Here is a 26426-nt window from a genome sequence, read left to right on the forward strand (position 1 = left end):
GCTGTCCATGCTCGCACTGTATGCGAGATGGGGGGCGGCTGTGGTCCAAGTTTTCGTTTGTTGTTGAAGAGGGAGCGAAGTGGGACCGAGGGGAGACGGTGTCGGCTACACCCAGGTGTCCAGCCACATCCGCGACCGCCAGTTGTCGATCGGGATCGCCGTCCCCGTGTACAGGGGCCAGAAGTAGATGAAGTTCCACGCGATCAGCAGCACCAACACCCCCGCCCCCGTCGCCCCGGCCACCCGGCGGGTATCGCTCGACCCCGGTGGCCCGATGATCGCGCCGAGCAGCATCGCGACCGCCAGGCAGAGGAACGGGACGAAGACGATGGCGTAGAAGAAGAAGATCGTGCGCTCCTGGTACATGAACCAGGGGAGGTAGCCGGCCGCGATGCCGCAGGCGATGGCGCCGGCTCGCCAGTCGCGGCGGAAGAACCAGCGCCACAGGACGTAGGCGAGGGCGAAGCAGGCCGCCCACCACAGGAGGGGGGTGCCGAGGGCGAGGACTTCGCGGGCGCATTTCTCGCCGGCGTCGGCCGGGCAGCCGTCCTTGCCGGGGGAGGGGGACTCGTAGAAGTACGAGACCGGGCGGCCGTCGACCAGCCAGCTCCACGGGTTGGACATGTACGTGTGGGGTGAGGACAGGCCCACGTGGAACTCGTAGACCTCGTGCTCGTAGTGCCACAGGCTGCGCAGCCAGTCGGGCAGGAAGGTCCAGTTGCCGCCCTTGCCGTCGGTGGCGGCCCAGTTGCGGAAGTAGCCGCCGGAGCCGTTGGTGGGGGAGAGGATCCAGCCGATCCAGGAGACCAGGTAGACGGCGATCGCCACCGGGACCGTGGCCAGGAAGGTGAGGCCGGTGTCTCGGCGCAGGACCGCGCTGTACGGGTGGCGGGCGCCCGCGACCTTGCGGGAACCGGCGTCCCAGAGGAGGGCCATCACGCAGAACGCGGCCAGGATGTAGAGGGCGTTCCACTTGGTGCCGAGGGCCAGGCCCAGGGTCAGGCCGGCCATCCAGCGCCAGGGGCGCGGGCCGAAGCGGGTCGTCTCCGCGATGTGCGCGTCCGGGCGGGCCCTGCCGTCGGCGTCGAGGGGGAGCGCGGCGGCCAGTTTCGCTCGCACCTTGTCCCGGTCGATCAGCAGACAGCCGAACGCGGACAGCACGAAGAACATCAGCACGCCGTCCAAAAGCGACGTACGGCTCATCACGAACGCCAGGCCGTCCACCGCCATCAGCGCGCCCGCGAGGCAGCCGAGGAACGTGGAGCGGAAGAGGCGGCGGCCGATGCGGCAGAGGATGAGGATCGAGAGGGTGCCGAGCAGCGCGGTCATGAAGCGCCAGCCGAAGGGGTCGAAGCCGAAGACCAGCTCGCCCAGCCCGATGACGTACTTGCCGACCGGCGGGTGCACGACGTACGCCGCGTCCGCCGGGACCGTGACGTGCCCGTTCGTCGACAGGATCAGGTCGTTGGCGTTCTTGTCCCAGTTGACCTCGAAGCCGCGGTGGACCAGCGCCCAGGCGTCCTTGGCGTAGTACGTCTCGTCGAATATCACCGCCTTCGGGCTGCCCAGGTTCCAGAAGCGCAGCACGCCCGCCATCAGCGTGACCAGCAGCGGGCCGCCCCAGCCGGACCAGCGGGCGATGCGCTCGGCGAGCGCCGGCGGTACGCCGAGGACCTGCCACAGACGCGGGCTGGGCTGGACGTACGGCGGTACGAGCCGCTCGCGCACATCGCTGTCTCTGGCCCCCGGCTGGTAGCCGAAACGGCGCAGCCGCTGCTGCCACGAGGGCCGCTGGTCTTGCGGGGTCGGGCCCTGCCGGGTGTCCGTGGAGGACGCGGTACTGGTCACCGCGCCATCGTAGGGAACAGCGCTGTGTGAGTCCCGTGCATGGGCGGATGCGTCCGCTTCGGACCGGGAAGCGAGGAGAGTTCGGGTGCGGCTGGGTGGATACGGGCGCGGCTGGGAGGATGGGGGCGTGACTGGAATCCTCGTCCTCGCAGGTACCCCCATCGGCGACACCGCGGACGCGCCGCCCCGGCTCGCCGCCGAACTGGCCGGTGCCGACGTCGTCGCCGCCGAGGACACCCGCCGGCTGCGGCGGCTGACCCAGGCACTCGGCGTCACGCCCAAGGGGCGGATCGTGTCGTACTTCGAGGGCAACGAGTCGGCCCGTACGCCCGAACTCGTCGAGGAACTCGTGGGCGGCGCACGCGTGTTGCTCGTGACGGACGCCGGGATGCCGTCGGTGTCCGACCCCGGCTACCGGCTGGTCGCCGCCGCCGTCGAGAAGGACGTCCGCGTCACCGCCGTACCCGGCCCGTCCGCCGTGCTGACCGCGCTCGCGCTGTCCGGGCTGCCCGTCGACCGGTTCTGCTTCGAGGGGTTCCTGCCGCGGAAGGCGGGCGAGCGGCTGACCCGGCTGCGGGAGGTCGCCGACGAGCGGCGGACCCTCGTCTACTTCGAGGCCCCGCACCGGCTCGACGACACCCTCGCCGCGATGGCCGAGGTGTTCGGCGCCGAGCGGCGGGCCGCCGTCTGCCGGGAGCTGACCAAGACGTACGAGGAGGTCAAGCGGGGTCCCCTGGAGGAGCTGGCCGCGTGGGCCGCCGAGGGTGTGCGGGGTGAGATCACCGTCGTCGTGGAGGGTGCGCCCGAGAAGGGGCCGGAGGAACTCGACGCGGCGGAGCTGGTGCGGCGGGTGCGGGTGCGCGAGGAGGCGGGGGAGCGGCGCAAGGAGGCCATCGTGGCGGTGGCGGCGGAGGCCGGGCTGCCCAAACGGGAGGTTTTCGACGCGGTTGTGGCTGCGAAGAACGCCGCTTCCGCAAGCTCCTGACGAGGCCTGCGTGATCCGGCTCATACCCGCTCTGAGCAGGGCGCATTTCTTCTGAGCGCGCGCCCCACGGACAGGCAAAGCCAGCCGGGGCGATGGCAAAGTCCGGGCCGGTGCCGAGGCCGGTATGGCAAGGAAAGTCCAAATCGGCTCCAACACTCGACAGGCCTGATGCATTCATGCCGGTGGAGGCGTCCACTGGGTTGTGGGGACGCACCCGTCCCTGTGCCCAGCGGACAAGAGGAGCTGGCATGAGCGAGATCTCCGGACAGAACGGCGGCCGCGGTGCGGCGACCGCGGTGGTCCACGAGTCGTATTCCTTCGCCTGCATGCGCTGTGGGCACGGCTGGGAGCAGTCCTACGAGATAGAGCACCACAAGGATGCCGAGGGCCACCAGTTCGTGACGTACGTGGCCGGCGGCCGGGTCGTGCCCTCCCCGCTGAGTAGGCCCTCGTGCGTGCAGTGCGACGGCCATGTCGTACGGATCATGCGGCCTGGCCAGGTCTCCTCGGTGCGCGACGCGGCGCACCGTCCTCAGCGGACGTCGGTCGCGGCGCCCGTGGCGGAGTCCGGCGTGCCCGAAGTGCCCGCGCAGGACCGGGGCGAGCGGCACCACTGGCACCTGTCGGATCTCCTGCACCCGTTCCAGCGCAAGGCGAGCTGAGGCTCCCGGAGCCTCTCGGCACCTGCCGGACCTGAGGGCGTGCCCCTTTCGTAGGATCGGGGCATGCCCTCCCCCTCTTCCGGCTCTTCCGGCGCCTCCGGCAAGAACGCCGCCCCGCCGCTCCCGGAACCCCTCCGGGTGCCCGTCGCCGACTCCCACACCCACCTGGACATGCAGTCCGGCACGGTCGAGGAGGGCCTCGCGAAGGCCGCGTCGGTCGGGGTGACGACGGTCGTGCAGGTCGGCTGCGACATCAAGGGCTCGCGATGGGCCGCCGAGACGGCCGCCGCGTTCGACAACGTCCACGCGACCGTCGCCCTTCACCCCAACGAGGCCCCGCGCATCGTCCACGGCGACCCGGACGGCTGGTCCCGGCAGGGCGAGCGCCCGGCGGGCGGCGCGGGCGCGCTCGACGAGGCGCTCGCCGAGATCGACCGCCTGGCCGGGCTCCCGCAGGTCAAGGGCGTCGGCGAGACCGGCCTCGACTACTTCCGCACCGGGCCCGAGGGCAAGGAGGCGCAGGAGCGCTCGTTCCGCGCCCACATCGAGATCGCCAAACGGCACGGCAAGGCGCTCGTCATCCACGACCGCGACGCCCACGCCGACGTCCTGCGCGTCCTCAAGGAAGCCGGCGCCCCCGAGCGGACCGTCTTCCACTGCTACTCCGGCGACGCCGAGATGGCGGACCTCTGCGCCCGCGCCGGATACTTCATGTCCTTCGCCGGCAACGTCACCTTCAAGAACGCCCAGAACCTGCGCGACGCCGTGGCGGTGGCCCCGCTGGAGCTGCTCCTGGTGGAGACGGACGCGCCCTTCCTGACGCCGGTGCCGTACCGCGGACGGCCCAACGCCCCCTATCTCATTCCGGTCACGGTGCGCGCGCTGGCCGCCGTACGCGGCATCGACGAGGACGCGCTGGCGACGGCTCTCGCGGCGAACACGGCCCGCGCCTTCGGTTATTGAGGCCTCGAACACCACTTTGAGTAGTCGCGTCGCTTTGGAGAGTGACGAATGCTCCGCTAGGTTCTGGGGGCCCTTTCCGGACCCCTCCGGCCACTGGAGCGTGTCGGCGTGAGCAACTCCAAGTACCAGACGTACGAGCCGTACGGCGTCGAGCCGCAGAGCGACCTGCGCGGTGACCTGCACACTGCGGAGACGCTGGCCTATGGCGTGTACGCGGCGCCGGACACGTACGACGACACGTACCGGCCCGCGTACGAAGCGCCCGAGCCACTGGAACCGACGCTGCCGCGGCAGGCGGGGCGGGCCGAACGGCGGCGCAAGGGGCGGTACACCGAGCGCCCGGACAGCGCGATGCGCCGGCTGCTGCCGCAGGCACTGGTCGTCGCGTTCCTCGCCGGCGGCACCACCGCCTTCGTCGCCGAGGACAAGGCCGTCGAGCTGAGCGTCGACGGCAGACCGCGCACCCTGCACACCTTCGCGGACGACGTCACCGAGCTGCTCGCGCAGGAGGGCGTCGACGTCGGCGCGCACGACGTGGTGGCGCCCGCCCCCGGCACGGAGTTGACCAGCGGCGACGAGGTCGCCGTGCACTACGGGCGTCCGGTCCGGCTCACGCTCGACGGCCAGCGGCGCGAGGTGTGGACGACGGCGCACACGGTCGACGGGGCGCTCAAACAGCTGGGGGTGCGCGCGGAGGGCGCGTACCTGTCCATCTCGCGCTCCCAGCCCATCGGACGCGCCGGTCTCGAACTCGACGTGCGCACCGAGCGCTCGGTCACCGTCATGGCCGACGGCCGTGCCCGCACGGTCCGCACCAACGCGGCGACGGTCGGCGAGGTCATCGGGGAGTCCGGGATCACCCTGCGCGACGAGGACACCACGTCCGTCCCGCAGGACAGCTTCCCGCGCGACGGGCAGACCGTCACCGTGCTGCGGATCACCGGCACGAAGGAGGTCCGCGAGGAGCCGATCCCGTTCGAGGTGCAGCGCACGGACGACCTCTCGTTGTTCAAGGGCACGGAGGTCGTCGAGCAGGCGGGACAGGCGGGCCTGCGCCGGGTGACGTACGCCCTGCGCACGGTCAACGGCGTGAAGCAGAAGCCGCGTAAGACCGACGACGAGGTGGTGCGCCGGCCCCGCAAGCAGATCGTGAAGGTGGGCACCAAGCCGCTGCCGACCTCCGTGGGCGGGGCGGACGGCCTCAACTGGAACGGCCTCGCGACCTGCGAGTCCGGCGGCCGTCCGAACGCGGTGGACCCGTCGGGCACGTACGGCGGCCTCTACCAGTTCGACACCCGCACCTGGCAGGGCCTCGGCGGCAGCGGACGCCCGCAGGACGCACCGGCGGCCGAGCAGACGTTCCGCGCGAAGAAGCTGTACGTCCGCCGGGGCGCGAGCCCGTGGCCGCACTGCGGGACAAGGCTGCACGGCTGAGATGGGGGGCTCGCCCCCCAGAGGGGCGCGGGGCTGTGTCGAGATGCGGCTTCGCCGCTTGGGCGCGACCAGCCACGACGGTGCCGCAGCCAAATGGCAGCCCCGTACCCTGGGTGCCGTGAGCAGCAACCCCGCCCCCGACGCCCTCCTGGGCCCCGCCGACATCCGCGAACTGGCGGCAGCCCTGGGCGTACGCCCGACAAAACAACGCGGTCAGAACTTCGTCATCGACGCGAACACGGTCCGCCGTATCGTCCGCACCGCAGACGTCCGCGACGACGACGTGGTCGTGGAGGTCGGCCCCGGCCTGGGTTCACTCACGCTCGCGCTGCTCGAAGTCGCCGACCGTGTCACCGCCGTGGAGATCGACGACGTTCTCGCCGGCGCGTTGCCGGCGACCGTCGCCGCCCGCATGCCCACCCGCGCGGATCGCTTCGCCCTGGTGCATTCGGACGCCATGCACATCACCGACCTCCCTGGCCCGCCGCCGACGGCACTCGTCGCGAACCTGCCGTACAACGTCGCCGTGCCCGTCCTGCTGCACATGCTCGACACCTTCCCGAGCATCGAGCGCACCCTCGTCATGGTCCAGGCGGAGGTCGCCGACCGGCTCGCCGCCCCGCCCGGTTCGAAGGTGTACGGCGTCCCGTCCGTGAAGGCCAACTGGCACGCCGAGGTCAAGCGCGCCGGCTCCATCGGCCGCACCGTCTTCTGGCCCGCCCCGAACGTCGACAGCGGCCTGGTTGCCCTCGTCCGCCGGACCGAGCCGGTCAAGACGACGGCCTCCAAGCGCGAGGTCTTCGCGGTGGTCGACGCGGCCTTCGCCCAGCGCCGCAAGACCCTGCGGGCGGCTCTCGCCGGCTGGGCGGGTTCGGCCGCGGCGGCGGAGGTGGCGCTGGTGGCGGCGGGGGTGTCTCCGCAGGCTCGCGGGGAGTCGCTGACGGTGGAGGAGTTCGCGCGGATCGCGGAGAACAAGGTGGGCGGTGAAGGTGGGGCGGGCGCCGAGGGCACGCGACGCGCGCGTGCCGGGCGCGAGGCCCGTGCGGCGGGCGCCGCGAGCGAGGCTCAGGCCGACACCGACACGACTCCCACCGACACGGCCCTCACCGACACCGCCCCGGCCGACACCGCCCCACCCAAGGAGCCCGGTAAGTGAGCGTCACCGTCCGCGTCCCCGCCAAGGTCAACGTCCAGCTCGCGGTGGGTGCCGCGCGGCCCGACGGGTTCCACGACCTGGCCAACGTCTTCCTCGCGGTCGGCCTCTACGACGAGGTCACGGTGACGCCCGCCGACGAGCTGCGCGTCACCTGCGCGGGGCCGGACGCCGACCAGGTGCCGCTGGACCGGACGAACCTCGCCGCCCGCGCGGCCGTCGCGCTCGCCGCGCGGCATGGCATCGACCCCGCCGTGCACATCCACATCGCCAAGGACATCCCGGTCGCCGGTGGCATGGCGGGCGGCAGTGCGGACGGCGCGGGCGCGCTCGTGGCGTGCGACGAGTTGTGGGGCACCGAGGCCACGCGTGAGGAACTGCTCGACATCTGCGCCGAGTTGGGCAGCGATGTGCCGTTCAGCCTGGTGGGCGGGGCCGCGCTCGGCACCGGGCGCGGGGAGAAGCTCGCCGTCCTCGAAGTCGGCGGCGCCTTCCACTGGGTGTTCGCGATGGCGGAGCGGGGGCTGTCGACCCCGGCGGTGTTCCGTGAGTTCGACCGGCTGGGGGAGGGGACCGACATCCCCGAGCCGGTGGCCTCGCGGGAGCTTCTCGACGCCCTCGCCAAGGGGGACCCGGACGCCCTCGCCGCCGCCGTCTCCAACGACCTGCAGCCCGCCGCGCTCTCCCTCTTCCCCGAACTCGCCGACACCCTCGCCGCCGGCCGCACCGCAGGCGCCCTCGCCGCGCTGGTCTCCGGCTCGGGCCCGACGACGGCGTTCCTCGCCCGCGACCCGGAGTCCGCGGCCAAGGTGGCGGCGGCGCTGGCGACTTCGGGCACGTGCCGGACGGTGCGGGTGACGTCGGGGCCGGCGCTCGGAGCGACGGTGCTGGGCGGTTAACCAGGTGCCGGGTCCCGTACCGGGCCTCTAGGCTCCGCCGGGGACGGGGGAGTTGGGGAAGTTGACGGAGGACTCGGTGTCGGCGGACGTGCTCGTGGCCGCCGTACGGCGTGGTGACGTGGACGAGGTCAGGGATCTGCTGCACGCCGGCGCGGACCCGGAGGCGGTGGCCGACGGACTTCCCGTGCTGTGCCTGGCCGTCGCCGCGTACGACGAACCGGTCGCCGAGGCGCTGGTCGAGGCGGGCGCCGATCCGCTGCGTGCCCTCTCCGACGATGACACCCCGCTGCTGCGCGCGGCGGACGGCGGCTCCGACGTCATGGTCGCCGCCGTACTGCCGGAACTCGTCCACCTCTCGTCCGCCGTACGCGCCGAACTGCTCGCCCGCGCCCGGCAGTGGACGGAGGCGGGGGCGGAGGCCGAACTGCGGCGCAGGACCGGTGTGTCGGGGGCGGCCGAGCGGAGCCGGGGCGAACACCTGGGCTGGTGCTGCCACTGGGAGCAGCTCACGCTCGGCGGGGTGAGCGTGCGCGACGGGCACGCGGGGATCCTGAGCAACCTGGAGGCGCGTTTCGGGGTGCGCACGCCCTTCGACGAGTTGGTGGCGCGCGCCCTGGCACACCCCGACCCGGATCACGCCGTCTGGTCCACGGTGTCGCTGACCCTCTCGGCCCGGACGGACGAGGAGACCTGGGCCGCCGCCGTGGCCCTGGGCCGTCACCCCGACCGGCTGCGGCGCCTGTTCGCGGCGGACGTGCTGAAGTGCTTGATCATGGGGCTGGGGAGCTACCCCCTGAAACCCGACGACCTTTTCGAGGACCGCGGGCCCGAGGTGCTGGTGCCGTGGGCCGCGGCCGAGGAGGACATCGAGGTGCTGGCCGCGGTGCTCAACGCGCTGACGGAGAGCACGGGTCCGCAGATCGAGCCGCTGTTGCTCTCCCACCTCACGCATCCCGACCCGCGGATCCGCATGCTGGTCCCGCACGGCCTCCAGCGGGACGAGGGACGCGTGCTGGTCCGTCCCGAGCATCTGTCGGCAGTGCTCACGCTCGTCCGCGACCCCGACTCCCGGGTCCGCGCGGTGGCGGGCTACTGGCTCGCCGAGTACCCGGGCCGCGACCCCGCCATCGCCGACGCGCTGGCCGAACTCATCGACCACGAGGACCAGTTGATCCGTATCTACGCGGTGTACGGCCTCGCCCTGCACGACGATCCGCGCTGTGTCGAGGCCGAGCGTCACATCGGTCCCGTGGACCGGGAGAAGTGGCCGGACACCTGGCTGCTGGACGCGGTGTGGCGCTACCAGTGGCGCCAACGGGAGCCGGGCTGACCGGTCTTCGTGGCCGGCCGATCTTCGCCCGATCTCCACAGGGAAGTACCGCGTTCGCGGTACAGACGGGGCGGGTGGGGTGGATAGGGTCGTTGACACTTCAAACGCTGGCGTCCACGCGAACTCCCCGAAGGGTCACGCACGTGTCCGAACCCCCCACCCCCACCCACCGCAGGAAGCGCCCCCTGTCCCGACGCGGAGTGATCGGAGCCGCCGCGGCCGTGGCCGGTGGCGCCGCGCTCACCCCGGCGGTCTTCGCGGCCACCGAGTCCGGGGACGCCGAGGCCGACTCCGGTACGAAGCCCGAGTCGTTCCCGGCGACCCGGTCCGCCGCCTCGACCGGTACCGGCACGGCGACGACCGCGTTCACCGCGACCTACGTCGGCGTCCGCTGGAGCGGCGCGCAGGACGGTGCCGGGATCCGCTTCCCGGGCGACGCGAACTGGCAGACCCTCGGCGGTGGTTGCGCGACCGTCGATGACGGCGGTACGGCCCTGGTCCCGTCCGGCGGCGCCACGGCGTACGCGCTGAAGGCGCCGGACGCCACGACGGCGCTGCGCTCGCTCGCGATCGACACCACGGGCGGCCCGGACCGCACCTTCAAGGTGCCGACGGAAGCCACGCGCGTGCGTGGAGTGCAGTACCTGTCCCGGCCGGCCTGGGGCGCCGACGAGTCGAAGCGGTACAAGGACGGCAAGGTCAACTCGCCCGAGGCGTACTACGCGTTGCAGGCGATCACGGTCCACCACACGGACACGCCGAACAACGATCCCGACCCGGCGGCGACCGTCCGCGCGATCTACGAGTACCACGCGGTCACCCTCGACTGGGGCGACATCGGCTACCACTTCCTGATCGACGAGGACGGCAACGTCTACGAGGGCCGCTACTCCGGCGACGACGGCGTCCCCGCCTTCGACCCCGACGGCGACCTCGTCACCGCCTTCCACACCGCGGGCTTCAACTCCGGCAACCTCGGCATCGCCCTGATCGGCAACCTCGTCGACCAGGCCCCGACCGACGCGGCCAAGGCCTCGCTGACCCGCCTGATCAAGGTCATCGCCCGCTTCAAGGGCCTCGACCCGCAGGCGAAGATCACGTACACCAACCCGGTCAACGGCGTGAAGAAGGACAACGAGACGGTCAGCGGCCACCGCGACTGGCTGGAGACGGACTGCCCGGGCCAGACGATGTACGACCTCCTGGCCGAAGTCAGATCAGCGGCAGCGTCCTGACCTGCGGGGATCGGCAGCCGCCCGGCGCGCATTAGTCTGGGTGGCTGACCGTCCCCCCTGTCAGGAGAGTAATGGCCGTCAATCTGGTCAATGTCGAGAACGTCAGCAAGGTGTACGGCACGCGTGCGCTGCTCGACGGCATCTCGCTCGGAGTCTCCGAGGGTGACCGGATCGGGGTGGTCGGTCGCAACGGCGACGGGAAGACGACGCTGATCCGGCTGCTGGCCAAGCTGGAGGAGGCCGACACCGGACGCGTCACCCACTCCGGCGGGCTGCGGTTCGACGTACTCACCCAGCACGACTCGCTCGACCCCACGGCCACCGTCCGCCACGAGGTCATCCGGGACATGGCCGACCACGAGTGGGCCGGCAACGCCAAGATCCGCGACGTACTCACGGGACTGTTCGGCGGGCTCGACATGCCGGGCTTCCCGCAGGGCCTGGACACCGTCATCGCGCCCCTCTCCGGCGGCGAGCGGCGCCGTATCGCGCTCGCCAAGCTGCTGATCGAGGACCAGGACCTGATCATCCTGGACGAGCCCACCAACCACCTCGACGTCGAGGGCATCTCCTGGCTCGCCCGGCACCTGCGCGAGCGCCGCTCCGCGCTCGTCTGCGTGACCCACGACCGGTGGTTCCTGGACCAGGTCTGCACCCAGATGTGGGACGTGCAGAAGGGCGATGTCTTCGAGTACGAGGGCGGCTACACCGACTACGTCTTCGCCCGCGCCGAGCGCGAGCGCATCGCCGCCACCGAGGAGACCAAGCGGCAGAACCTGGTCCGCAAGGAGCTGGCCTGGCTGCGCCGCGGTGCCCCCGCCCGGACGTCCAAGCCGCGCTTCCGCGTCGAGGCCGCCAACGAGCTGATCGCGGACGTGCCGCCGCCCCGGGACAGCAGCGAGCTGATGAAGTTCGCCTCCTCGCGTCTGGGCAAGACGGTGTTCGAGCTGGAGGACGTGACCGTCCAGGCCGGCCCCAAGGTGCTGCTGAAGCACGTCACCTGGCAGCTGGGCCCCGGCGACCGGATCGGCCTCGTCGGCGTGAACGGCGCCGGCAAGACCTCCCTGCTGCGGGCCATGGCCGAGGCCGCCCGCAGCGAGGGCGACACCCAGCCGGCCGCGGGAAAGGTCACCGTCGGCCGGACCGTCAAGCTCGCCTACCTCTCCCAGGAGGTCGCCGAACTGAGCCCGACCCTGCGGGTCCTGGAGGCCGTCCAGCAGGTCCGCGAGCGCGTCGACCTCGGCAAGGGGCGCGAGATGACCGCCGGGCAGCTGTGCGAGACGTTCGGCTTCAACAAGGAGAAGCAGTGGACGCCGGTGGGGGACCTGTCGGGTGGTGAGCGCAGGCGGCTTCAGCTGCTGCGCCTGCTCATGGACGAGCCCAACGTCCTCTTCCTCGACGAGCCCACCAACGACCTCGACATCGAGACGCTGACCCAGCTGGAGGACCTCCTCGACGGCTGGCCCGGCTCGATGATCGTCATCTCGCACGACCGGTTCTTCGTCGAACGCACCACCGACCGGGTCTTCGCGCTGCTCGGCGACGCCACCCTGCGGATGCTGCCGCGCGGCATCGACGAGTACCTGGAGCGGCGCAAGCGGATGGAGGAGGCGGCCGCCGCCGCGGCGCCGGTCACGGTGAAGCCCGTCGCCGAGAAGAGCGCCGCCGACCAGCGGGCCGCGAAGAAGGAACTCCAGAAGATCGAGCGGCAGTTGGACAAGGTCTCCGAGCGGGAGACCAAGCTGCACGCGCAGATCGCCGAGCACGCGACGGACTTCGCGAAGGTGGCCGAACTGGACGCCGAACTCCGCGATCTCGCCGGGCAGCGCGAGGAGCTGGAGCTGCGCTGGCTGGATCTCGCCGAGGACGCGTGAAGGGTGCGTGAAGGCGCGTAACGGCGGTATCACGGGCCGGTTCTCCCTTGGGAACAGGGGTTGAACCGGCCCGATGCTTTGTCGGTGCCGGGTGATAGAAAGAGCCGTCTGAGAACTTTCTGAGGACGACTCCGGGCCCGACACAGTCCGGGGTGGCTAAAAATCAGTGAACGAGGGGGAGACGCGCTGATGACTCAGCCGCCGGACCAGCCGCAGCAGCCACCGCAGCAGCCGCAAGGCGGATTCGGCGCGCCGCCGCCCCAGATGCCGCCGCCTCCGCAGGGCCCGCCGCAGACCCCGCCGCCTCCGCAGGGCCCGCCGTCCGCCGCGCCCCAGCCGGGCTACGGCTACCCGCAGGCACCCCAGCAGCAGCCCGGTCCCTACGGCCAGCCGGGACCGTACGCCCAGCCCGGCCAGTACGCCCAACAGCCCGGCCCCTACGGGCAGCCGGGTCCCTACGGCCAGCCGCAGCAGCCGGGCCCGTACGGACAGCCGGGGTACGGCTACCCGCCGCAGCCCCAGTACCCGGGCGGCCCCGGCATGCCGCCGCCCCCGGGGGGCGGCTCCCGCAATCCCTTCAAGGGCAAGCCCGGGCTCGCCGTCGGGGCGGCCGTCGTCGCGCTCGCCCTCATCGGCGGTGTGGTCTTCGCCGTCACCAGTGGCGGTGGCGACGACAGCAAGGACAAGAAGCCGGTCGCCCGGAAGAGCGACGACGCGAAGCCGTCCGCGTCCGCCCCGGTCAACCCCGGTGACGGCAGCGGCGACGGCGGGGCCGACCCAGAGGACCTCAACTCCGGCCGCAAGGCGGGCGAGTCGAAGGTGCTCTGGTACAAGGAGGCGCCGAACGCGCCCGGTTCGGGCGCCGACGCACCCGGCCTGTGGATCACCGACAAGACGGTGGTGAAGGCGGCGTACAAGCAGGTCTTCGCCTTCAACGTCGGTGACGGCAACCCCACTTGGGACGCGCTCACGTTCCCGCAGAAGATCTGCTCGGTCACTCCGCAGAAGTCCGCCGACGACAAGGTCGTGGTGGCCTACGAGAGCGGCACCAGCGACCGGGCCGAGTGCAACAAGCTCCAGCAGATCGACCTGAACACCGGCGCCAAGGGCTGGAGCGCCACGCTCGCCGACGGCGCCCTGTTCGACAGCACCATCACCATCAGCATGTCCATCACCGGCAAGACGCTGATGGTGGGCCGCTCGCAGTCCGGGGTGGCCTACGACGTCGGCACCGGCAAGAAGCTGTTCGACAAGTCGAAGTACGGCAACGCCTGCTTCCCGACCGCGTTCGCGGGCGGCGGCAGGCTGCTCTCCGTCGCGTCCTGCGACGCCACCGGGACCAACGAGCACGACGAGATGCAGGAGTTGGACCCGCGGACCGGCAAGGTCAAGTGGACGCAGAAGTTCGACAAGGGCTGGCGGGTCGCGCGGACGTACTCGGTCGATCCGGTCGTCGTCTACAGCACCAACGAGGACAAGAAGGCCTGGAACATCTCCACCTTCGGCTCCAACGGCACCTTCCGCTCGCAGGTCAGCTTCGACGAGGACTTCGCGCCCTCGTGCGGCTGGGCGATCCTCCAGCGCGATTTGCAGGGCTGCCAGGGCGTGGCGGTCGACTCCACCACGCTCTACCTGCCGACCGAGGCCTCCGGCGGACCGAACGACGTCGTCGCGATCAACCTGGCGACCGGCAAGGAGAAGTGGCGCGTCAAGTCCCCGGCGGACGAGTCGATGCTGCCGCTGCGCACCGAGGGCGGCAAGCTCCTCGCGTACGTGGAGCCGTCGTACGCCACCGGCGGCCAGGTCGTGTCGATCCCCATCGGCGGCTCGTCGCACAAGCCGGTCAAGCTGCTGCAGAACCCGGCGAGCACCGCGGGCGTCGAGAGCGGCTTCTACTCCAAGGTCTTCGACTGGGTCGACGGGCGCTTCTACCTCGCGACCACACGGCTGTCCGGGAACGACGACACGAAGGAGAAGTTGATGCTGGCCTTCGGCAAGTGACCCTTCTCCCGCGACCCGCCGCCGCTCCCGTCCCCGAGGTACTCACGCCATGACCCAGCCGCCACCACCGCCCAACGAGCCTCCGCAGCAGCCCGGTTTCGGCCCACCGCAGGACCAGCCGCAGCAGCCCCAACAGCCGCCGGGCTACGGCTATCCGCAGGCGCCGCCGCCCCAGGGCCCGCCGCCCGCACCCCCGCAGCAGCCCGGCTTCGGCGCCCCGCAGGCGCCCCAGCCGCCGCCGCAGCAGCCGCAGCAGCCGGGGTACGGCTACCCGGGCCAGCAGCCCAACCCGTACGGACAGCAGCCCAATCCGTACGGCCAGGCGCCCAACCCCTATGGCCAGCAGCCCGGTTACGGCTATCCGCAGCCGACCACCGTGCCGCTGCACCCGCAGCCGGGGCAGCCGGGCGGCGGGCGGAAGGTCAACGCGCAGGTGGCGATCATCGTGTCGGCGGTCGTGGCGATCGCGCTGATCGTCGGCGGCGGCATCTGGTACTCCTCGTCCGGCAAGGACGACGACAAGAAGGACAAGCAGGCCAGCTCGGCCGGCCCCACCGGCGGCAAGGACGACAAGGGCGACACCGGCGGCACGTCCTCCGGCGGCGAGGAGAAGGTGCCCGCCAACACAGCCTCCCAGGTCCTCTTCCAGGTCCCCGAGCCCCAGGTCGCCAAGGGCGTCAACAGCGTCGCCGTCAACGGCTCGTGGCTGACCGACAAGGCGTACGTCAAGAGCGGCATCGCCGAGGTCGACGGCTACGACCCCGACAAGGGCACCAAGCTGTGGACGATCAAGCTGCCCGGCCCGATCTGCCAGTCCAGCAAGTACGCCACCGACGGCGGCCTGACGGCGGTCGTCTACGAGCCCGCCATGCCGACCAAGGCCGAGCCCGCGCACGGCTGCAGCCAGGTCGCGGCGCTGGACCTCTCCGCCGGCAAGAAGCTGTGGACCAAGACGGTCAAGACCGGTGACACCCCGATCAACTTCGACAACGTCACCGTCAGCGCGAACACGGTCGCGGTCGGCGGCACCAGCGGCGGCGGCGCGTTCGACATCACCAGCGGCAAGTCGCTGTGGGCTCCCAAGCCGACCGACAGCTGCTACGACGCCGGGTACGCCGGCGGCGAGAAGCTGGTCGCGGTGCGCAAGTGCGGCGCGTACGGCCAGCGGCAGCTGCACATCCAGACCATCGACCCGAAGTCCGGGAAGGTGATCTCGGAGTACAAGATGTCCGACGGCATCGAGTACGCGGCCGTCGTGTCCACCAACCCGCTGGTGGTGGCCGCCGACGTCGGCGACACCGCGGGCGACGGCAGCGGCATCTCGGACTTCTTCTCCATCGACAACAAGACCGGCAAGCTGCGCACCCGCATCTCGGCGCCGGGCGACCAGTACGCGGCCAAGTGCGACGGCATCTCCCGGATCGAGAACTGCACGGGTCTCGCGGTCGGCAACGACCGGCTGTACGTGCCGACCGAGGAGCACGACAGCGGCGGCGAGCACGGCGAGAGCAACGAGGTCGTCGTCTTCGACCTCGCCACCGGCAAGCAGACCGGCCAGCGCGGCGACGCGGGCGACGGCTACACCATCACCCCGCTGCGCATGGACGGCACCAACCTGATCGCGTACAAGCGCCCGCCCTACGACAAAGGCGGCCAGATCGTCAGCCTCGACGCCGGCTCCTTCAAGGAGACCACCCTGCTGGAGAACCCGGCGACCGAGTCGGTGCGCGACGCCGAGTCGCGCATGCTGCCGGAGTACTCGGAGATCATCTACCGGCAGGGCCACCTCTACATGTCCGCGGTCTACGCCGACTCCTCGTCGACCGCGGGCGACAAGGAGTATCTGGCGCTCGCCTTCGGCACCAGCGGCTGAACCGACGGCTGAACCACCTCCGTTCCGTGACGGCCCCGCCCCTGCTCAGGGGCGGGGCCGTGCGCGTACCGCTCATCACCCTCGAATGAGTGGAAAGCCAGAAAATCCGTCGATCCAGGGCACTTCTCACCGGTAGGGGGAGCGCAACGTCGAACAAGCGTGTAGCTTCCGGGGTCATGGAGGGCGGGGGAGCCGGAGGGGGGCTTCTGGCCGCGCGGACCAGCGGGCGTCCATAGTGGGGCGTCCACAGGGGGCGTCCGCATTACGGCGTCCGCGGTGGCGCGTCCATGGGGATCCATTGGGGGGACTGGGGGGTTGCTCGATGGGAGTGCGGCTGATGGTGGTCGACGACCACCGACTGCTCGCCGAGGCGTTGGCCTCGGCGCTGAAGCTGCGGGGACACCGGGTCCTGGCCGCGGCGGCACCTGCCGCCGGTGCGGCGGAACTGGTGATCAGCCGGGCACCGGAGGTGTGCCTGATGGGGACGGCCACACCGGCCGAACCGGGCATGTTCGACCCGGTGGTGAAGATCAAACGGGAGCGTCCGCAGGTGGCGGTCCTGGTCCTGGGCCCGGTACCGAGCCCACGCGGCATCGCCGCGGCCTTCGCGGCGGGTGCCTCCGGCTACGTACGCCATGACGAACGCATCGAGGGCGTCGAGCGGGCGATCATGAAGGCGAGGGCGGGCGAGGCAGCCGTAGCACCGCAGTTGCTCCAAGGCGCCTTCAGCGAACTGCTCAACCCGGCGGCCCAGCCCGACGACGAGGGCCAACGCCTGCTGCAGATGCTCACCCCGCGAGAGGTCGAGGTCCTGGTCCGGGTGGCAGACGGTGAGGACACCCGCCTGATCGCCGCCGGCATGGGCATCGCCCCGTCCACGGCCCGCACCCACGTGCAGAGGGTCCTGATGAAACTGGGGGTCGGGTCGAGGCTGGAGGCGGCGGCGCTGGCGGCGAGGACGGGGTTGCTGGACAGGGCGGGCCCGGTGAACAACTCAGCGGGCCCGGACCTGTAACCAACGGAAGCGGCCTAGGCCCCCTCGTCCTCCTTCGCGATCTCCACCGGAGGTACCGGCCGAAGCTTCACCCACCCCAGGAAGAAGATGCCGAGCAGCAGCATCCCGATCCCGGTCCACAGGTTGATGTTGATGCCCTCGGACTTGTCGAGCGAGGAGTCCGACGGGTTGATCCCGGCGATCGTGACGATGACGCCGTAGAGGACGAACAGGCCACCGATGATCAACCGCAGGTCGAACAGCCGGGAGGCCGTCGTGGACTTGCCCTCCAGCTCACTGACCTCGCGCTGGACGTCGTGCCCTGAGTGTCCGGGGTGCCCGGAGTTTTCAGACATGGTCTCTCAATCCTCCCGCGATCAGAACGAGAACGGGATGTAGCAGAGGGCCGCCAGGATCACGGCGCCCCAACCGAGCAGGGCGGGCCGCCGGTACCACGCGTCGTCGCCCTCGGCGGGCGCCTCGGTCATGCCGGGCGAGGTGGTGCCGTAGACCAGGCCCTGGAGCTCTTCGGCCGGCTTGGGCTGGGTGAACAGGGACACGATGAACATGACCACCGCACCGGCCACGAAGCCGGCGATCGCGGAGACGAAGTTGGCGCCCTGGTCGGAGGGGATGGAGATGATCCCCTGCTTGTAGATCCAGAAGTAGTTCACCATCGCGGTGACCGTGCCCGCGAGCAGCCCCCAGAAGCCGGACTTCGGGGTGGCCCGCTTCCAGAACATGCCGACGATGAAGACGACGAACATCGGCACGTTGAAGAAGGAGAACAGGGTCTGGAGGTAGCTCATGATGTTCGAGAACGACGAGGCGAGGAACGCCGTGCCGACCGAGGCCGCGACGCCGATGACCGTGATGAGCCGGCCGAAGCGGACGTAGTACGCGTCCTCGCGGTCCGTGACGACGTACTTGCCCCAGATGTCGGTGGTGAACACCGTGTTGAAGGACGACACGTTGGCCGCCATGCCGGCCATGAACGCGGCGAGCAGTCCGGTCACCGCGATGCCGAGGACGCCGTTGGGCAGCAACTGCTCCATCAGGTACGGGATCGCGTCGTTGTACTGCAGGTCCGAGCCGCTGGTGCCGATCTTCGGGACGAGCGCCGCGGCGACCAGGCCCGGGATCATCACCAGGAACACGATGAAGACCTTCGGGTACGCGGCGATGAGCGGGGTGCGCTGGGCCGCGGACAGGTTCTTCGCGGACAGGGCGCGCTGCACCTCGGCGAAGTTGGTCGTCCAGTAGCCGAAGGACAGCACGAAGCCCAGACCCAGCACGATGGTCAGCCAGTTCGCGCCGAGCGGGTTGTCGCTGCCGATGCCGGTGCCGCCCCACGCGGTGGTGAAGTTGTGGCCGTGGCTCGCGTCGAGCTTGTCGGTCAGGCCGCCCCAGCCGCCGACCTTCTTCAGGCCGAGCACGACCAGCGGGATCAGCGCGGCGAGGATCACGAAGAACTGCAGCACCTCGTTGTAGATCGCGGACGAGAGACCGCCGAGGGTGATGTACGCCAGCACGAAGAAGCCGGCGACCAGGATGGCCACCCACTGCGGCCAGCCGAGCAGCGCCTCGACCACGATCGCAAGGGCGTACAGGTTCACACCCGCGATCAGGATGGCAGCGAAGGCGAACAGGATCGAACTCAGCAGGTGTGCGGCCTTGTCGAAGCGCAGCAGCAGCATCTCAGGGACCGAGCGGACCTTGCTGCCGTAGTAGAAGGGCATCATCACCAGGCCGAGGAAGACCATGGCCGGGATGGCGCCGATCCAGTACCAGTGCACGGTGTACGCGCCGTACTGCGCGCTGTTGGCCGCCATGCCGAGGATCTCGGTGGCGGCGAGGTTGGCCGAGATGAAGGCGAGACCGGTGATCCAGGCGGGCAGCGATCGACCGGAGAGGAAGAAGTCGAGGCTGGTCTTCACCGAGCGTTTGGCGGCGAAGCCGATGCCGAGCACGACGACGAAGTAGATGCCGAGGATCGTGTAGTCGAGCCAGTTGGTGGGGAGTCGCAGCTCGGCTGCCAGTTGCACAGTCGATTGGGGGGACTCAGGGGCATATGTGGGGTTCTGCACCCAGTAATTCAACACGTTCGTTGTCTCACCTTGATTGATTGTGATGTTGACTGAGGTGGTGAGTTGTGTTTTGGTGTGTTCGGTTCTGTTTGGTGGTTGGCTGGCTCGAACAACGGGAGTCCGCAGTGAAGAAGACCTCGACCCGGCTGGCCGACGGTCGCGAGTTGATTTATTACGATCTGCGCGACGACACCGTGCGGGACGCGGTGGACCGGCGCCCGCTGGAGCCGACCGTCACGTCCTCCGAGATCCGCCGTGATCCGCTGCTCGGCGACTCCATCGCCGTCGCCTCGCACCGCCAGGGCCGCACCTATCACCCGCCGGCCGACGAGTGCCCGCTGTGTCCCTCGCGGGACGGCCGGTTGAGCGAGATCCCCGACTCGTCGTACGACGTCGTGGTCTTCGAGAACCGTTTCCCCTCGCTGGCCGGCGACTCCGGCCGCTGCGAGGTCGTCTGTTTCACCTCCGACCACAACGCCTCCTTCGCCGACCTCACCGAGGAACAGGCGGCGCTGGTGCTCGACGCGTGGACGGACCGTACGTCGGAGTTGTCGCATCTCCCCTCCGTGGAGCAGGTGTTCTGCTTCGAGAACCGCGGCGAGGAGATCGGCGTGACGCTCGGTCACCCGCACGGCCAGATCTACGCCTACCCCTTCACCACCCCCCGCACCGCCCTGATGCTGCGTCAACTCGCGCAGCACAAAAAGGCGACCGGCGGGGAGAACCTCTTCGATGACGTCCTGAAGCGTGAACTCGGCGGTGAGCGGGTCGTCCTGGAGAGTGAACACTGGGCGGCCTTCGTGCCGTACGCGGCGCACTGGCCCTACGAGGTCCACCTGTATCCCAAGCGCCGGGTGCCCGATCTGCTGGGCCTGGACGAGGACGCGCGCACAGAGTTCCCCCAGGTCTATCTGGAACTCTTGAGGCGCTTCGACCGGATCTTCGGCGAAGGTGAACCGCCCACGCCCTACATCTCGGGCTGGCACCAGGCGCCGTTCGGCGCGCTGGCGGAGTTCGACGGCGTCAGCCGTGACGACTTCGCGCTGCACCTGGAGCTTTTCACCATCCGCCGCACCTCCGGCAAGCTGAAGTTCCTCGCGGGCTCCGAGTCCGGCATGAGCGTGTTCATCAACGACGTGCCGCCGGAGCGCGCGGCCCAGCGTCTGCGAGAGGTAGCGAGTTCATGAGCAAGTACTTGGTCACCGGCGGCGCCGGGTACGTCGGCAGCGTGGTCGCCCGGCATCTGCTGGAAGCCGGCCACGAGGTCACCGTCCTCGACAACCTGTCCACCGGTTTCCGCGAGGGTGTCCCGGCCGGGGCCGCCTTCGTCGAGGGCGACATCCGTGACGCCGCCAAGTGGCTCGACTCCTCCTACGAGGGCGTCCTGCACTTCGCCGCCTCCTCGCAGGTCGGCGAGTCGGTCGTGAAGCCCGAGAAGTACTGGGAGAACAACGTCGGCGGCTCCATGGCGCTGCTCGGCGCGATGCGCGAGGCGGGCGTGCGCAAGCTGGTCTTCTCCTCCACGGCCGCCACCTACGGCGAGCCGACCGAGGTCCCGATCGTCGAGACCGCGCCCACCGCCCCGACCAACCCCTACGGCGCCTCCAAGCTCGCCGTCGACCACATGATCACCGGCGAGGCGGCGGCCCACGGCCTGGGCGCGGTCTCGCTGCGCTACTTCAACGTGGCGGGCGCGTACGGCGCGCAGGGCGAGCGGCACGACCCCGAGTCGCACCTCATCCCGCTGGTCCTCCAGGTCGCCCAGGGCAGGCGCGAGGCGATCTCGGTCTTCGGCGACGACTACCCGACGCCGGACGGCACCTGTGTGCGCGACTACATCCACGTCGCCGACCTGGCCGAGGCGCACCTGCTCGCCCTCGGCGCCGCCACCCCCGGCGAGCACCTCATCTGCAACCTGGGCAACGGCGAGGGCTTCTCGGTCCGCCAGGTCATCGAGACCGTCCGCCAGGTCACCGGCCACCCGATCCCCGAGGTGGTGGCCCCGCGCCGGGGCGGCGACCCGGCGTCGCTGGTGGCCTCGGCGCAGGCCGCCCGCGAGAAGCTGGGCTGGCAGCCGTCCCGCGCGGACCTCGCGGGTATCGTCGCGGACGCCTGGGAGTTCGCGCAGCAGATCGCAAGGGAGCAGTAGTGGGGGCAGAGCAGGTCCGTGAGGACTTCGTCGGGCTGTACGGAGCCGAGCCGGAGGGCGTCTGGGCGGCGCCGGGCCGGGTCAACCTGATCGGCGAGCACACCGACTACAACGACGGCTTCGTGATGCCGTTCGCGCTGCCGCACACCGCGGTGGCGGCGGTCTCGCGCCGCACGGACGGGGTGCTGCGGCTGCACTCCTCGGACGTCGAGAGCGGGGTCGTGGAGCTGTCCCTGGACGACCTCGTGCCCGAGAGCGACCGCGACTGGACGGCGTACCCCTCGGGTGTGCTCTGGGCGCTGCGCGAGGCCGGGCACCCGGTCACCGGCGCGGACATCCACCTGGCCTCGACGGTCCCGGCGGGTGCGGGCCTGTCGTCGTCGGCGGCCCTGGAGGTCGTCGTCGCCCTCGCGCTCAACGACCTGTACGAACTGGGCCTCAAGCGCTGGCAGTTGGCCCGCCTGTGCCAGCGCGCGGAGAACGTCTACGTCGGTGCCCCGGTCGGCATCATGGACCAGACCGCGTCGGCGTGCTGCGAGCAGGGCCACGCCCTGTTCCTCGACACCCGGGACCTCTCGCAGAAGCAGATCCCCTTCGACCTCGCGGCCGAGGGCATGCGTCTGCTGGTCGTCGACACCCGGGTCAAGCACTCGCACAGCGAGGGCGAGTACGGCAAGCGGCGCGCGGGCTGCGAGAAGGGCGCGGCGCTGCTCGGCGTGGACGCCCTGCGGGACATCCCCTACGACGAGCTGGACGCGGCCCTGGCCCGGCTCGGCGACGACGAGGAAGTGGTCCGCCTGGTCCGCCACGTCGTCACGGAGGACGAGCGGGTGGAGCAGGTGGTCGGGCTCCTGGAGGCCGGCGACACCCGCGCGATCGGCCCGGTGCTGGTCGCCGGTCACGCCTCGCTGCGCGACGACTTCCAGGTCTCCTGCCCGGAGCTGGACCTCGTCGTGGACACCGCCGTCGCCACCGGCGCGCTCGGTGCCCGGATGACCGGCGGCGGCTTCGGCGGCTCGGCGATCGTGCTGGCGGAGACCGCGGACGTGGACACCATCACCAAGGCCGTCGAAGAGGCCTTCGCCACGGCGGGCTTCCTCGCGCCGCGGGTGTTCGAGGCGGTGCCCTCGCCGGGCGCGCGCCGGCTCAGCTGAGCCGCTTGGTCAAGGTGTACTCGGTGGTCCCCGGCGGATAGTCGGGGATCACGCACACCACCTCGTACCCCTGCTTCTTGTAGAACTCCGGCGCCTGGAAGTCCCACGTCTCCAGCCGGGACGCTCCGCAGCCCCGCTCCTCACGCGCGATGCGCTCAGCCGTGGACAGGATCCGCGAGCCGAGCCCCGAGCCGCGGTGGCGGCCGTCGACCCACAGGTACGTCACGTGCAGCCAGGTCGTCCAGGTGTGCCCGACCAGTCCGCCGGCGAGCTCGCCCGCCTCGTCCAACGCCCAGACATGGAGCGGAAGTTCACGTTCCGCGGGCGTTCCGCGCAGCGCGCGCAGCACCGGTGAGGCCGCCGTATTGGTGTCCAGGAGCCGGGAACGGAGAAGATCGCGCCGAGCCCTGTCGATTTCTGTCTCAAGACGAAACATGCGGCTCACCATAAACGCGCTGGCCAACCAGTTCTGCAAATTACCTTCCGCTCCCGCCCCCCAGCCGTACCCTGATGAACGGCACCGGTGGGGGCCGGTGCTGATCAGGGGGCGAGACAAGTCGGGTACGGCACCCGAAGTGGGGGTAGCAGTTTTCGCATGGCGGCGGCCGTGCACAGCCATCGCGCTTCGGGCGTCGTACCTGCGCCCGTGTCGTCTCCCGACGATGAGGTATCCCCTGCTCTTCGAGAGCTTGGGGAAGGGGGTTTCGTGGTTCGCATTCGTGTCCTGGTCGTCGACGACCATCGCATCTTCGCCGAGTCGCTCGCTGCCGCACTGGCCGCCGAGCCCGATGTCGACGTATCCGCCGCCGGCAGCGGTCCCGCCGCGGTGCGCAGTCTGGAGCGCGCATCCGCCGAGGGGCGCCGCTACGACGTGCTGCTCGTCGACTCGGACCTGGGGGGCAACGTGCCGGGAGTCCGGCCCGCGGTGCCGCTCCAGGAAGCCGGCGAGGACGGGCTGGTCGACGGGATCTCTCTGGTCGCCGGCGTCCGTACCTCCCAGCCGGGCGTCCGGATCGTCGTGCTCGCCGAGAAGGACGATCCCCGGCGGGCCGCACTGGCCCTGCAGGCCGGGGCCTCGGGGTGGGTGGCGAAGGACTGCTCGCTGTCCCGGCTCCTTACGGTCATCCGGGGGGTGCTGCGCGACGAGACGCATCTGCCGCCGGCCCTGCTCACGGGTGTCCTGCGGGAGCTCACGGCGGCGCGCAAGCACCGCACCGAGAGCGAGCGGCTGGTGGAGTCCCTCACGCCGAGGGAGCGGGAAGTGCTGCGGTGCATGGTGGCAGGACTCGGCCGCAAGGCCGTCGCCGAGCGGCTGTTCCTCTCGCCGCACACCGTCCGCACCCACATGCAGAACGTGCTGGGCAAGCTGGGCGTCCACTCCACCCTCGCCGCGGTCGCGCTCGCGCGCCGGGCCGGGGTCGGGCCCGTCGACCTGGAGCCCACGGCACGAATCGGGGCGGAGGAGACCCACAGCGCGTAGGCCTCCGGCGGATCGGACGGGCTGTGGGGGACAGCGTGTCCGGGCCGAGCGGGGCTGGCGTCCGTCCGGCGGAGCGGGCCGACTGTGAGGTGCGGTGCGCCTCGGCCGGGCAACTCCCGCGACGCCGTCATGATCCGCCGGGCAGTCCCAGGGGGCACGGGGCGGTGCGGCTGCTGTCGCATGAGCGCCCACCAGCCCCCATCGGTCCGCAGGCCAGTTCCACCGGCCCGCGGGTTCGGCACCGCGCGACCGGCGGAGCCCTCAGCCGGGGATGTTGTCGAACGGGGCGGTCAGCTGGCGTAGCAGGCCCGCGAGTTCGCCGCGCTGGGCACGTGACAGCTCGGCGAGGATCGCGCGCTCCTGCGCGAGGAGTCCGGCCAGGGCCTGGTCCGCGCGGTCCTGGCCCTCGTCGGTCAGCCGGACCAGCACCCCGCGCCGGTCGCTCGGATCGGGCAGCCGCTCCACCAGGCTCTTCTGGGCCAGCCGGTCGATGCGGTTGGTCATCGTGCCCGAGGTGACCAGAGTCTGTGTCAGCAACTGCCCCGGGGAGAGCTGATACGGCGTTCCCGCGCGCCTGAGCGCGGTCAGCACGTCGAACTCCCAGGGCTCCAGGCTGTGTTCGGCGAAAGCCAGCCGGCGCGCCCGATCCAGGTGCCGGGCCAGCCTGCTCACCCGGCTGAGCACTTCCAACGGCTCCACGTCGAGGTCCGGACGCTCCCGGCGCCACGCTGCGACCAGCCGATCGACCTCGTCCTCCATGACGATCAGTGTAGTGGTTGTGTCGACGTGAAGTCTCTTGAGGTCAAGTCTCTTGACATCAAGATATATCGACGGGGAAGGTGGAGGTCATGACCACTCCCACCTGGGACCCGGCCCAGTACCTCCGCCATGCCGACCACCGCGCCCGCCCCTTCACCGACCTCCTGGCCCGCATCCCCCAGCCGCCGTCCCCGGCGCCCCGCGTCGCCGACCTCGGCTGCGGCCCCGGCAACATGACGGCCCTGCTCGCCGAGCGCTGGCCGACGGCGCACATCGTCGGCTACGACAACTCGCCGGAGATGCTCGACAAGGCGCTCGTGGAGTACGAGGGACCGACGGCCGGCGGCGGGCGCCTGGACTTCTCCTACGCCGACGTCCGCACCTGGGCGCCCGAGGGCATGTACGACCTGATCGTCAGCAACGCCACCCTCCAGTGGGTCCCCGGACACGTCGACCGCTTCGCCGACTGGGTCGCCGCCCTCGCCCCCGGCGGCACCTTCGCCTTCCAGGTCCCCGGCAACTTCTCGGCCCCCAGCCACCGGTTGATGCGCGACCTCGCCCACTCCGCCCGCTTCCGCGACCGCCTCGCCGAGACCCTGCGCCACGACGACGCCGTGCTCGCGCCGGAGACCTATCTGGAGCGGCTGACCGCGCTCGGCTGCGCGGTCGACGTCTGGGAGACGACGTACGTCCATCTCCTGACCGGGGAGGACCCGGTCCGCGACTGGGTGAAGGGGACCGGGCTGCGGCCGGTGCTGACCGCCCTCGCCGACGACCCGGCCGCGCGGGAGGAGTTCCTCGCCGCCTACCGGGCCGCCCTGCGCGAGGCCTATCCGGCGACCGGGTACGGCACCCCGTTCCCGTTCCGCCGTATCTTCGCGGTCGCCCGCAAGGGGGACTGACGGTGCTCGCGGCCGTCGACCACGTCCAGCTCGCCGCCCCGCCCGGCTCCGAGGAGCTGCTGCGCGGCTACTACGTCGACGTCCTCGGCATGACCGAGATGCCCAAGCCGCCGGTGCTCGCGGCGCGGGGCGGGTGCTGGTTCCGGGCGGGGGCTGTGCAGTTGCACCTGGGGATCGAGGCCGACTTCAGGCCCGCCAGGAAGGCGCACCCCGGTCTGCGGGTCACGGACATCGAGGCGTACGCGACCCGGCTGGAGACGCATGGGGTGGCGGTGACCTGGGACGACGACCTCCCGGGTCAGCTGCGGTTCTACGCGGACGACCCGGTGGGCAACCGGCTGGAGTTCCTGGAGCCGAGGGGATGAGGTTTGCTCCGGGGCGGGCCGGTTACCCGAAGGACGACACCGGAATCCGACCCGAAATTTGGAGTGATGAACGGTGGCTGAAGAGCAGAAGGGCAAGGCCAAGGCCGAGCAGATGAAGGGCAAGGCCAAGGAGACCGTCGGCCGTGCCGTCGGCAACGAGCGGATGACCGCCGAGGGCCGCGCCGAGCAGGCCAAGGGCGACGCGCGCCAGGCCAAGGAGAAGACCAAGGACGTCTTCAAGCACTGACGTGCTCGGGCGCCGAGGGGCTCGAGCACAGT

The 26426-nt window shown here is 70.8% G+C and carries 24 protein-coding genes; 19 read left to right on the forward strand and 5 right to left on the reverse strand.

Annotated elements, in window-relative coordinates; genetic code table 11:
• Nucleotides 1-105 precede the first annotated feature (105 nt).
• Complete coding sequence (locus tag M2283_RS39080; protein WP_280881276.1) at nucleotides 106-1848, reverse strand: dolichyl-phosphate-mannose--protein mannosyltransferase; 1743 nt, start codon at nucleotides 1846-1848, stop codon at nucleotides 106-108.
• Nucleotides 1849-1975: 127 nt separating this feature from the next.
• Between M2283_RS39080 and rsmI the strand changes: the two genes are divergently transcribed.
• The 12 genes from rsmI (at nucleotide 1976) to M2283_RS39140 (ending at nucleotide 17272) form a co-directional block, all read left to right on the forward strand.
• Nucleotides 1976-2833 carry a 16S rRNA (cytidine(1402)-2'-O)-methyltransferase gene (gene rsmI / locus M2283_RS39085; protein WP_280881277.1) on the forward strand — a complete coding sequence of 286 codons (858 nt, stop codon included), beginning with the start codon at nucleotides 1976-1978 and terminating at the stop codon, nucleotides 2831-2833.
• 248 nt (nucleotides 2834-3081) lie between these two features.
• Nucleotides 3082-3495: a hypothetical protein gene (locus M2283_RS39090; RefSeq protein WP_280881278.1), complete on the forward strand. Its 414-nt coding sequence runs from the start codon at nucleotides 3082-3084 to the stop codon at nucleotides 3493-3495.
• Nucleotides 3496-3558: 63 nt separating this feature from the next.
• Complete coding sequence (locus M2283_RS39095) at nucleotides 3559-4458, forward strand: TatD family hydrolase (RefSeq protein ID WP_280881279.1); 900 nt, start codon at nucleotides 3559-3561, stop codon at nucleotides 4456-4458.
• A 108-nt stretch (nucleotides 4459-4566) separates the two neighbouring features.
• Nucleotides 4567-5892, forward strand: a complete 1326-nt coding sequence (locus M2283_RS39100; RefSeq protein ID WP_280881280.1) for a resuscitation-promoting factor — start codon at nucleotides 4567-4569, stop codon at nucleotides 5890-5892.
• 118 nt (nucleotides 5893-6010) lie between these two features.
• Entirely contained in the window at nucleotides 6011-7048 is a 1038-nt protein-coding gene (gene rsmA / locus M2283_RS39105) for a 16S rRNA (adenine(1518)-N(6)/adenine(1519)-N(6))-dimethyltransferase RsmA (RefSeq protein WP_280881281.1), read from the forward strand.
• Nucleotides 7045-7944: a 4-(cytidine 5'-diphospho)-2-C-methyl-D-erythritol kinase gene (locus tag M2283_RS39110; protein WP_280881282.1), complete on the forward strand. Its 900-nt coding sequence runs from the start codon at nucleotides 7045-7047 to the stop codon at nucleotides 7942-7944. The genes rsmA and M2283_RS39110 overlap by 4 nt, the downstream gene beginning before the upstream one ends.
• Before the next feature lie 61 nt (nucleotides 7945-8005).
• Nucleotides 8006-9274, forward strand: coding sequence for a hypothetical protein (locus M2283_RS39115; RefSeq protein ID WP_280881283.1), 1269 nt, complete (start codon nucleotides 8006-8008; stop codon nucleotides 9272-9274).
• A gap of 143 nt (nucleotides 9275-9417) precedes the next feature.
• Nucleotides 9418-10509: a peptidoglycan recognition protein family protein gene (locus M2283_RS39120; RefSeq protein WP_280881284.1), complete on the forward strand. Its 1092-nt coding sequence runs from the start codon at nucleotides 9418-9420 to the stop codon at nucleotides 10507-10509.
• Nucleotides 10510-10580: 71 nt separating this feature from the next.
• Nucleotides 10581-12383 (forward strand): ABC-F family ATP-binding cassette domain-containing protein, encoded by a 1803-nt coding sequence (locus M2283_RS39125; RefSeq protein ID WP_280881285.1) that lies wholly within the window; start codon nucleotides 10581-10583, stop codon nucleotides 12381-12383.
• 189 nt (nucleotides 12384-12572) lie between these two features.
• Complete coding sequence (locus tag M2283_RS39130) at nucleotides 12573-14384, forward strand: PQQ-binding-like beta-propeller repeat protein (RefSeq protein WP_280881286.1); 1812 nt, start codon at nucleotides 12573-12575, stop codon at nucleotides 14382-14384.
• 49 nt (nucleotides 14385-14433) lie between these two features.
• A complete protein-coding gene (locus tag M2283_RS39135) occupies nucleotides 14434-16257 on the forward strand; it encodes a PQQ-binding-like beta-propeller repeat protein (protein WP_280881287.1) in 1824 nt (607 codons plus the stop codon).
• A gap of 322 nt (nucleotides 16258-16579) precedes the next feature.
• A complete protein-coding gene (locus tag M2283_RS39140; protein WP_280881288.1) occupies nucleotides 16580-17272 on the forward strand; it encodes a helix-turn-helix transcriptional regulator in 693 nt (230 codons plus the stop codon).
• Nucleotides 17273-17286: 14 nt separating this feature from the next.
• On the opposite strand, the gene M2283_RS39145 is transcribed toward M2283_RS39140, so the two are convergent.
• Together M2283_RS39145 and M2283_RS39150 are read right to left on the reverse strand one after the other, a co-directional pair.
• Complete coding sequence (locus M2283_RS39145) at nucleotides 17287-17607, reverse strand: hypothetical protein (RefSeq protein WP_280881289.1); 321 nt, start codon at nucleotides 17605-17607, stop codon at nucleotides 17287-17289.
• 21 nt (nucleotides 17608-17628) lie between these two features.
• Nucleotides 17629-19338, reverse strand: a complete 1710-nt coding sequence (locus M2283_RS39150; RefSeq protein WP_432423186.1) for a sodium:solute symporter family protein — start codon at nucleotides 19336-19338, stop codon at nucleotides 17629-17631.
• 125 nt (nucleotides 19339-19463) lie between these two features.
• On the opposite strand from M2283_RS39150, the gene galT reads away from it, so the two are divergent.
• The 3 genes from galT to galK are packed head-to-tail and all read left to right on the forward strand — an operon-like array spanning nucleotide 19464 to nucleotide 22641.
• Nucleotides 19464-20525: a galactose-1-phosphate uridylyltransferase gene (gene galT, locus M2283_RS39155; RefSeq protein WP_280881291.1), complete on the forward strand. Its 1062-nt coding sequence runs from the start codon at nucleotides 19464-19466 to the stop codon at nucleotides 20523-20525.
• Nucleotides 20522-21487 (forward strand): UDP-glucose 4-epimerase GalE, encoded by a 966-nt coding sequence (gene galE, locus M2283_RS39160; RefSeq protein WP_280881292.1) that lies wholly within the window; start codon nucleotides 20522-20524, stop codon nucleotides 21485-21487. The genes galT and galE overlap by 4 nt, the downstream gene beginning before the upstream one ends.
• Complete coding sequence (galK, locus tag M2283_RS39165; protein WP_280881293.1) at nucleotides 21487-22641, forward strand: galactokinase; 1155 nt, start codon at nucleotides 21487-21489, stop codon at nucleotides 22639-22641. The genes galE and galK overlap by 1 nt, the downstream gene beginning before the upstream one ends.
• Here the strand turns inward: galK and M2283_RS39170 are convergent.
• Complete coding sequence (locus M2283_RS39170) at nucleotides 22634-23089, reverse strand: GNAT family N-acetyltransferase (RefSeq protein WP_280881420.1); 456 nt, start codon at nucleotides 23087-23089, stop codon at nucleotides 22634-22636. The genes galK and M2283_RS39170 overlap by 8 nt on opposite strands.
• Nucleotides 23090-23347: 258 nt before the next feature.
• Between M2283_RS39170 and M2283_RS39175 the strand changes: the two genes are divergently transcribed.
• Entirely contained in the window at nucleotides 23348-24121 is a 774-nt protein-coding gene (locus M2283_RS39175) for a response regulator transcription factor (protein ID WP_280881294.1), read from the forward strand.
• A 261-nt stretch (nucleotides 24122-24382) separates the two neighbouring features.
• Here M2283_RS39175 and tamR read toward each other — a convergent pair whose 3' ends face one another.
• A complete protein-coding gene (gene tamR, locus M2283_RS39180) occupies nucleotides 24383-24880 on the reverse strand; it encodes a MarR family transcriptional regulator TamR (RefSeq protein WP_280881295.1) in 498 nt (165 codons plus the stop codon).
• 89 nt (nucleotides 24881-24969) lie between these two features.
• On the opposite strand from tamR, the gene M2283_RS39185 reads away from it, so the two are divergent.
• From M2283_RS39185 to M2283_RS39195, 3 genes are all read left to right on the forward strand, one after another.
• Nucleotides 24970-25782, forward strand: a complete 813-nt coding sequence (locus M2283_RS39185) for a trans-aconitate 2-methyltransferase (RefSeq protein ID WP_280881296.1) — start codon at nucleotides 24970-24972, stop codon at nucleotides 25780-25782.
• Between the two features lie 2 nt (nucleotides 25783-25784).
• Nucleotides 25785-26147, forward strand: a complete 363-nt coding sequence (locus M2283_RS39190) for a glyoxalase (RefSeq protein WP_280881297.1) — start codon at nucleotides 25785-25787, stop codon at nucleotides 26145-26147.
• Nucleotides 26148-26220: 73 nt separating this feature from the next.
• Entirely contained in the window at nucleotides 26221-26394 is a 174-nt protein-coding gene (locus tag M2283_RS39195) for a CsbD family protein (protein WP_280881298.1), read from the forward strand.
• Nucleotides 26395-26426: the final 32 nt, after the last annotated feature.

The organism is Streptomyces pseudovenezuelae (genome assembly GCF_029892565.1).
Lineage (GTDB): Bacteria > Actinomycetota > Actinomycetes > Streptomycetales > Streptomycetaceae > Streptomyces > Streptomyces pseudovenezuelae_A.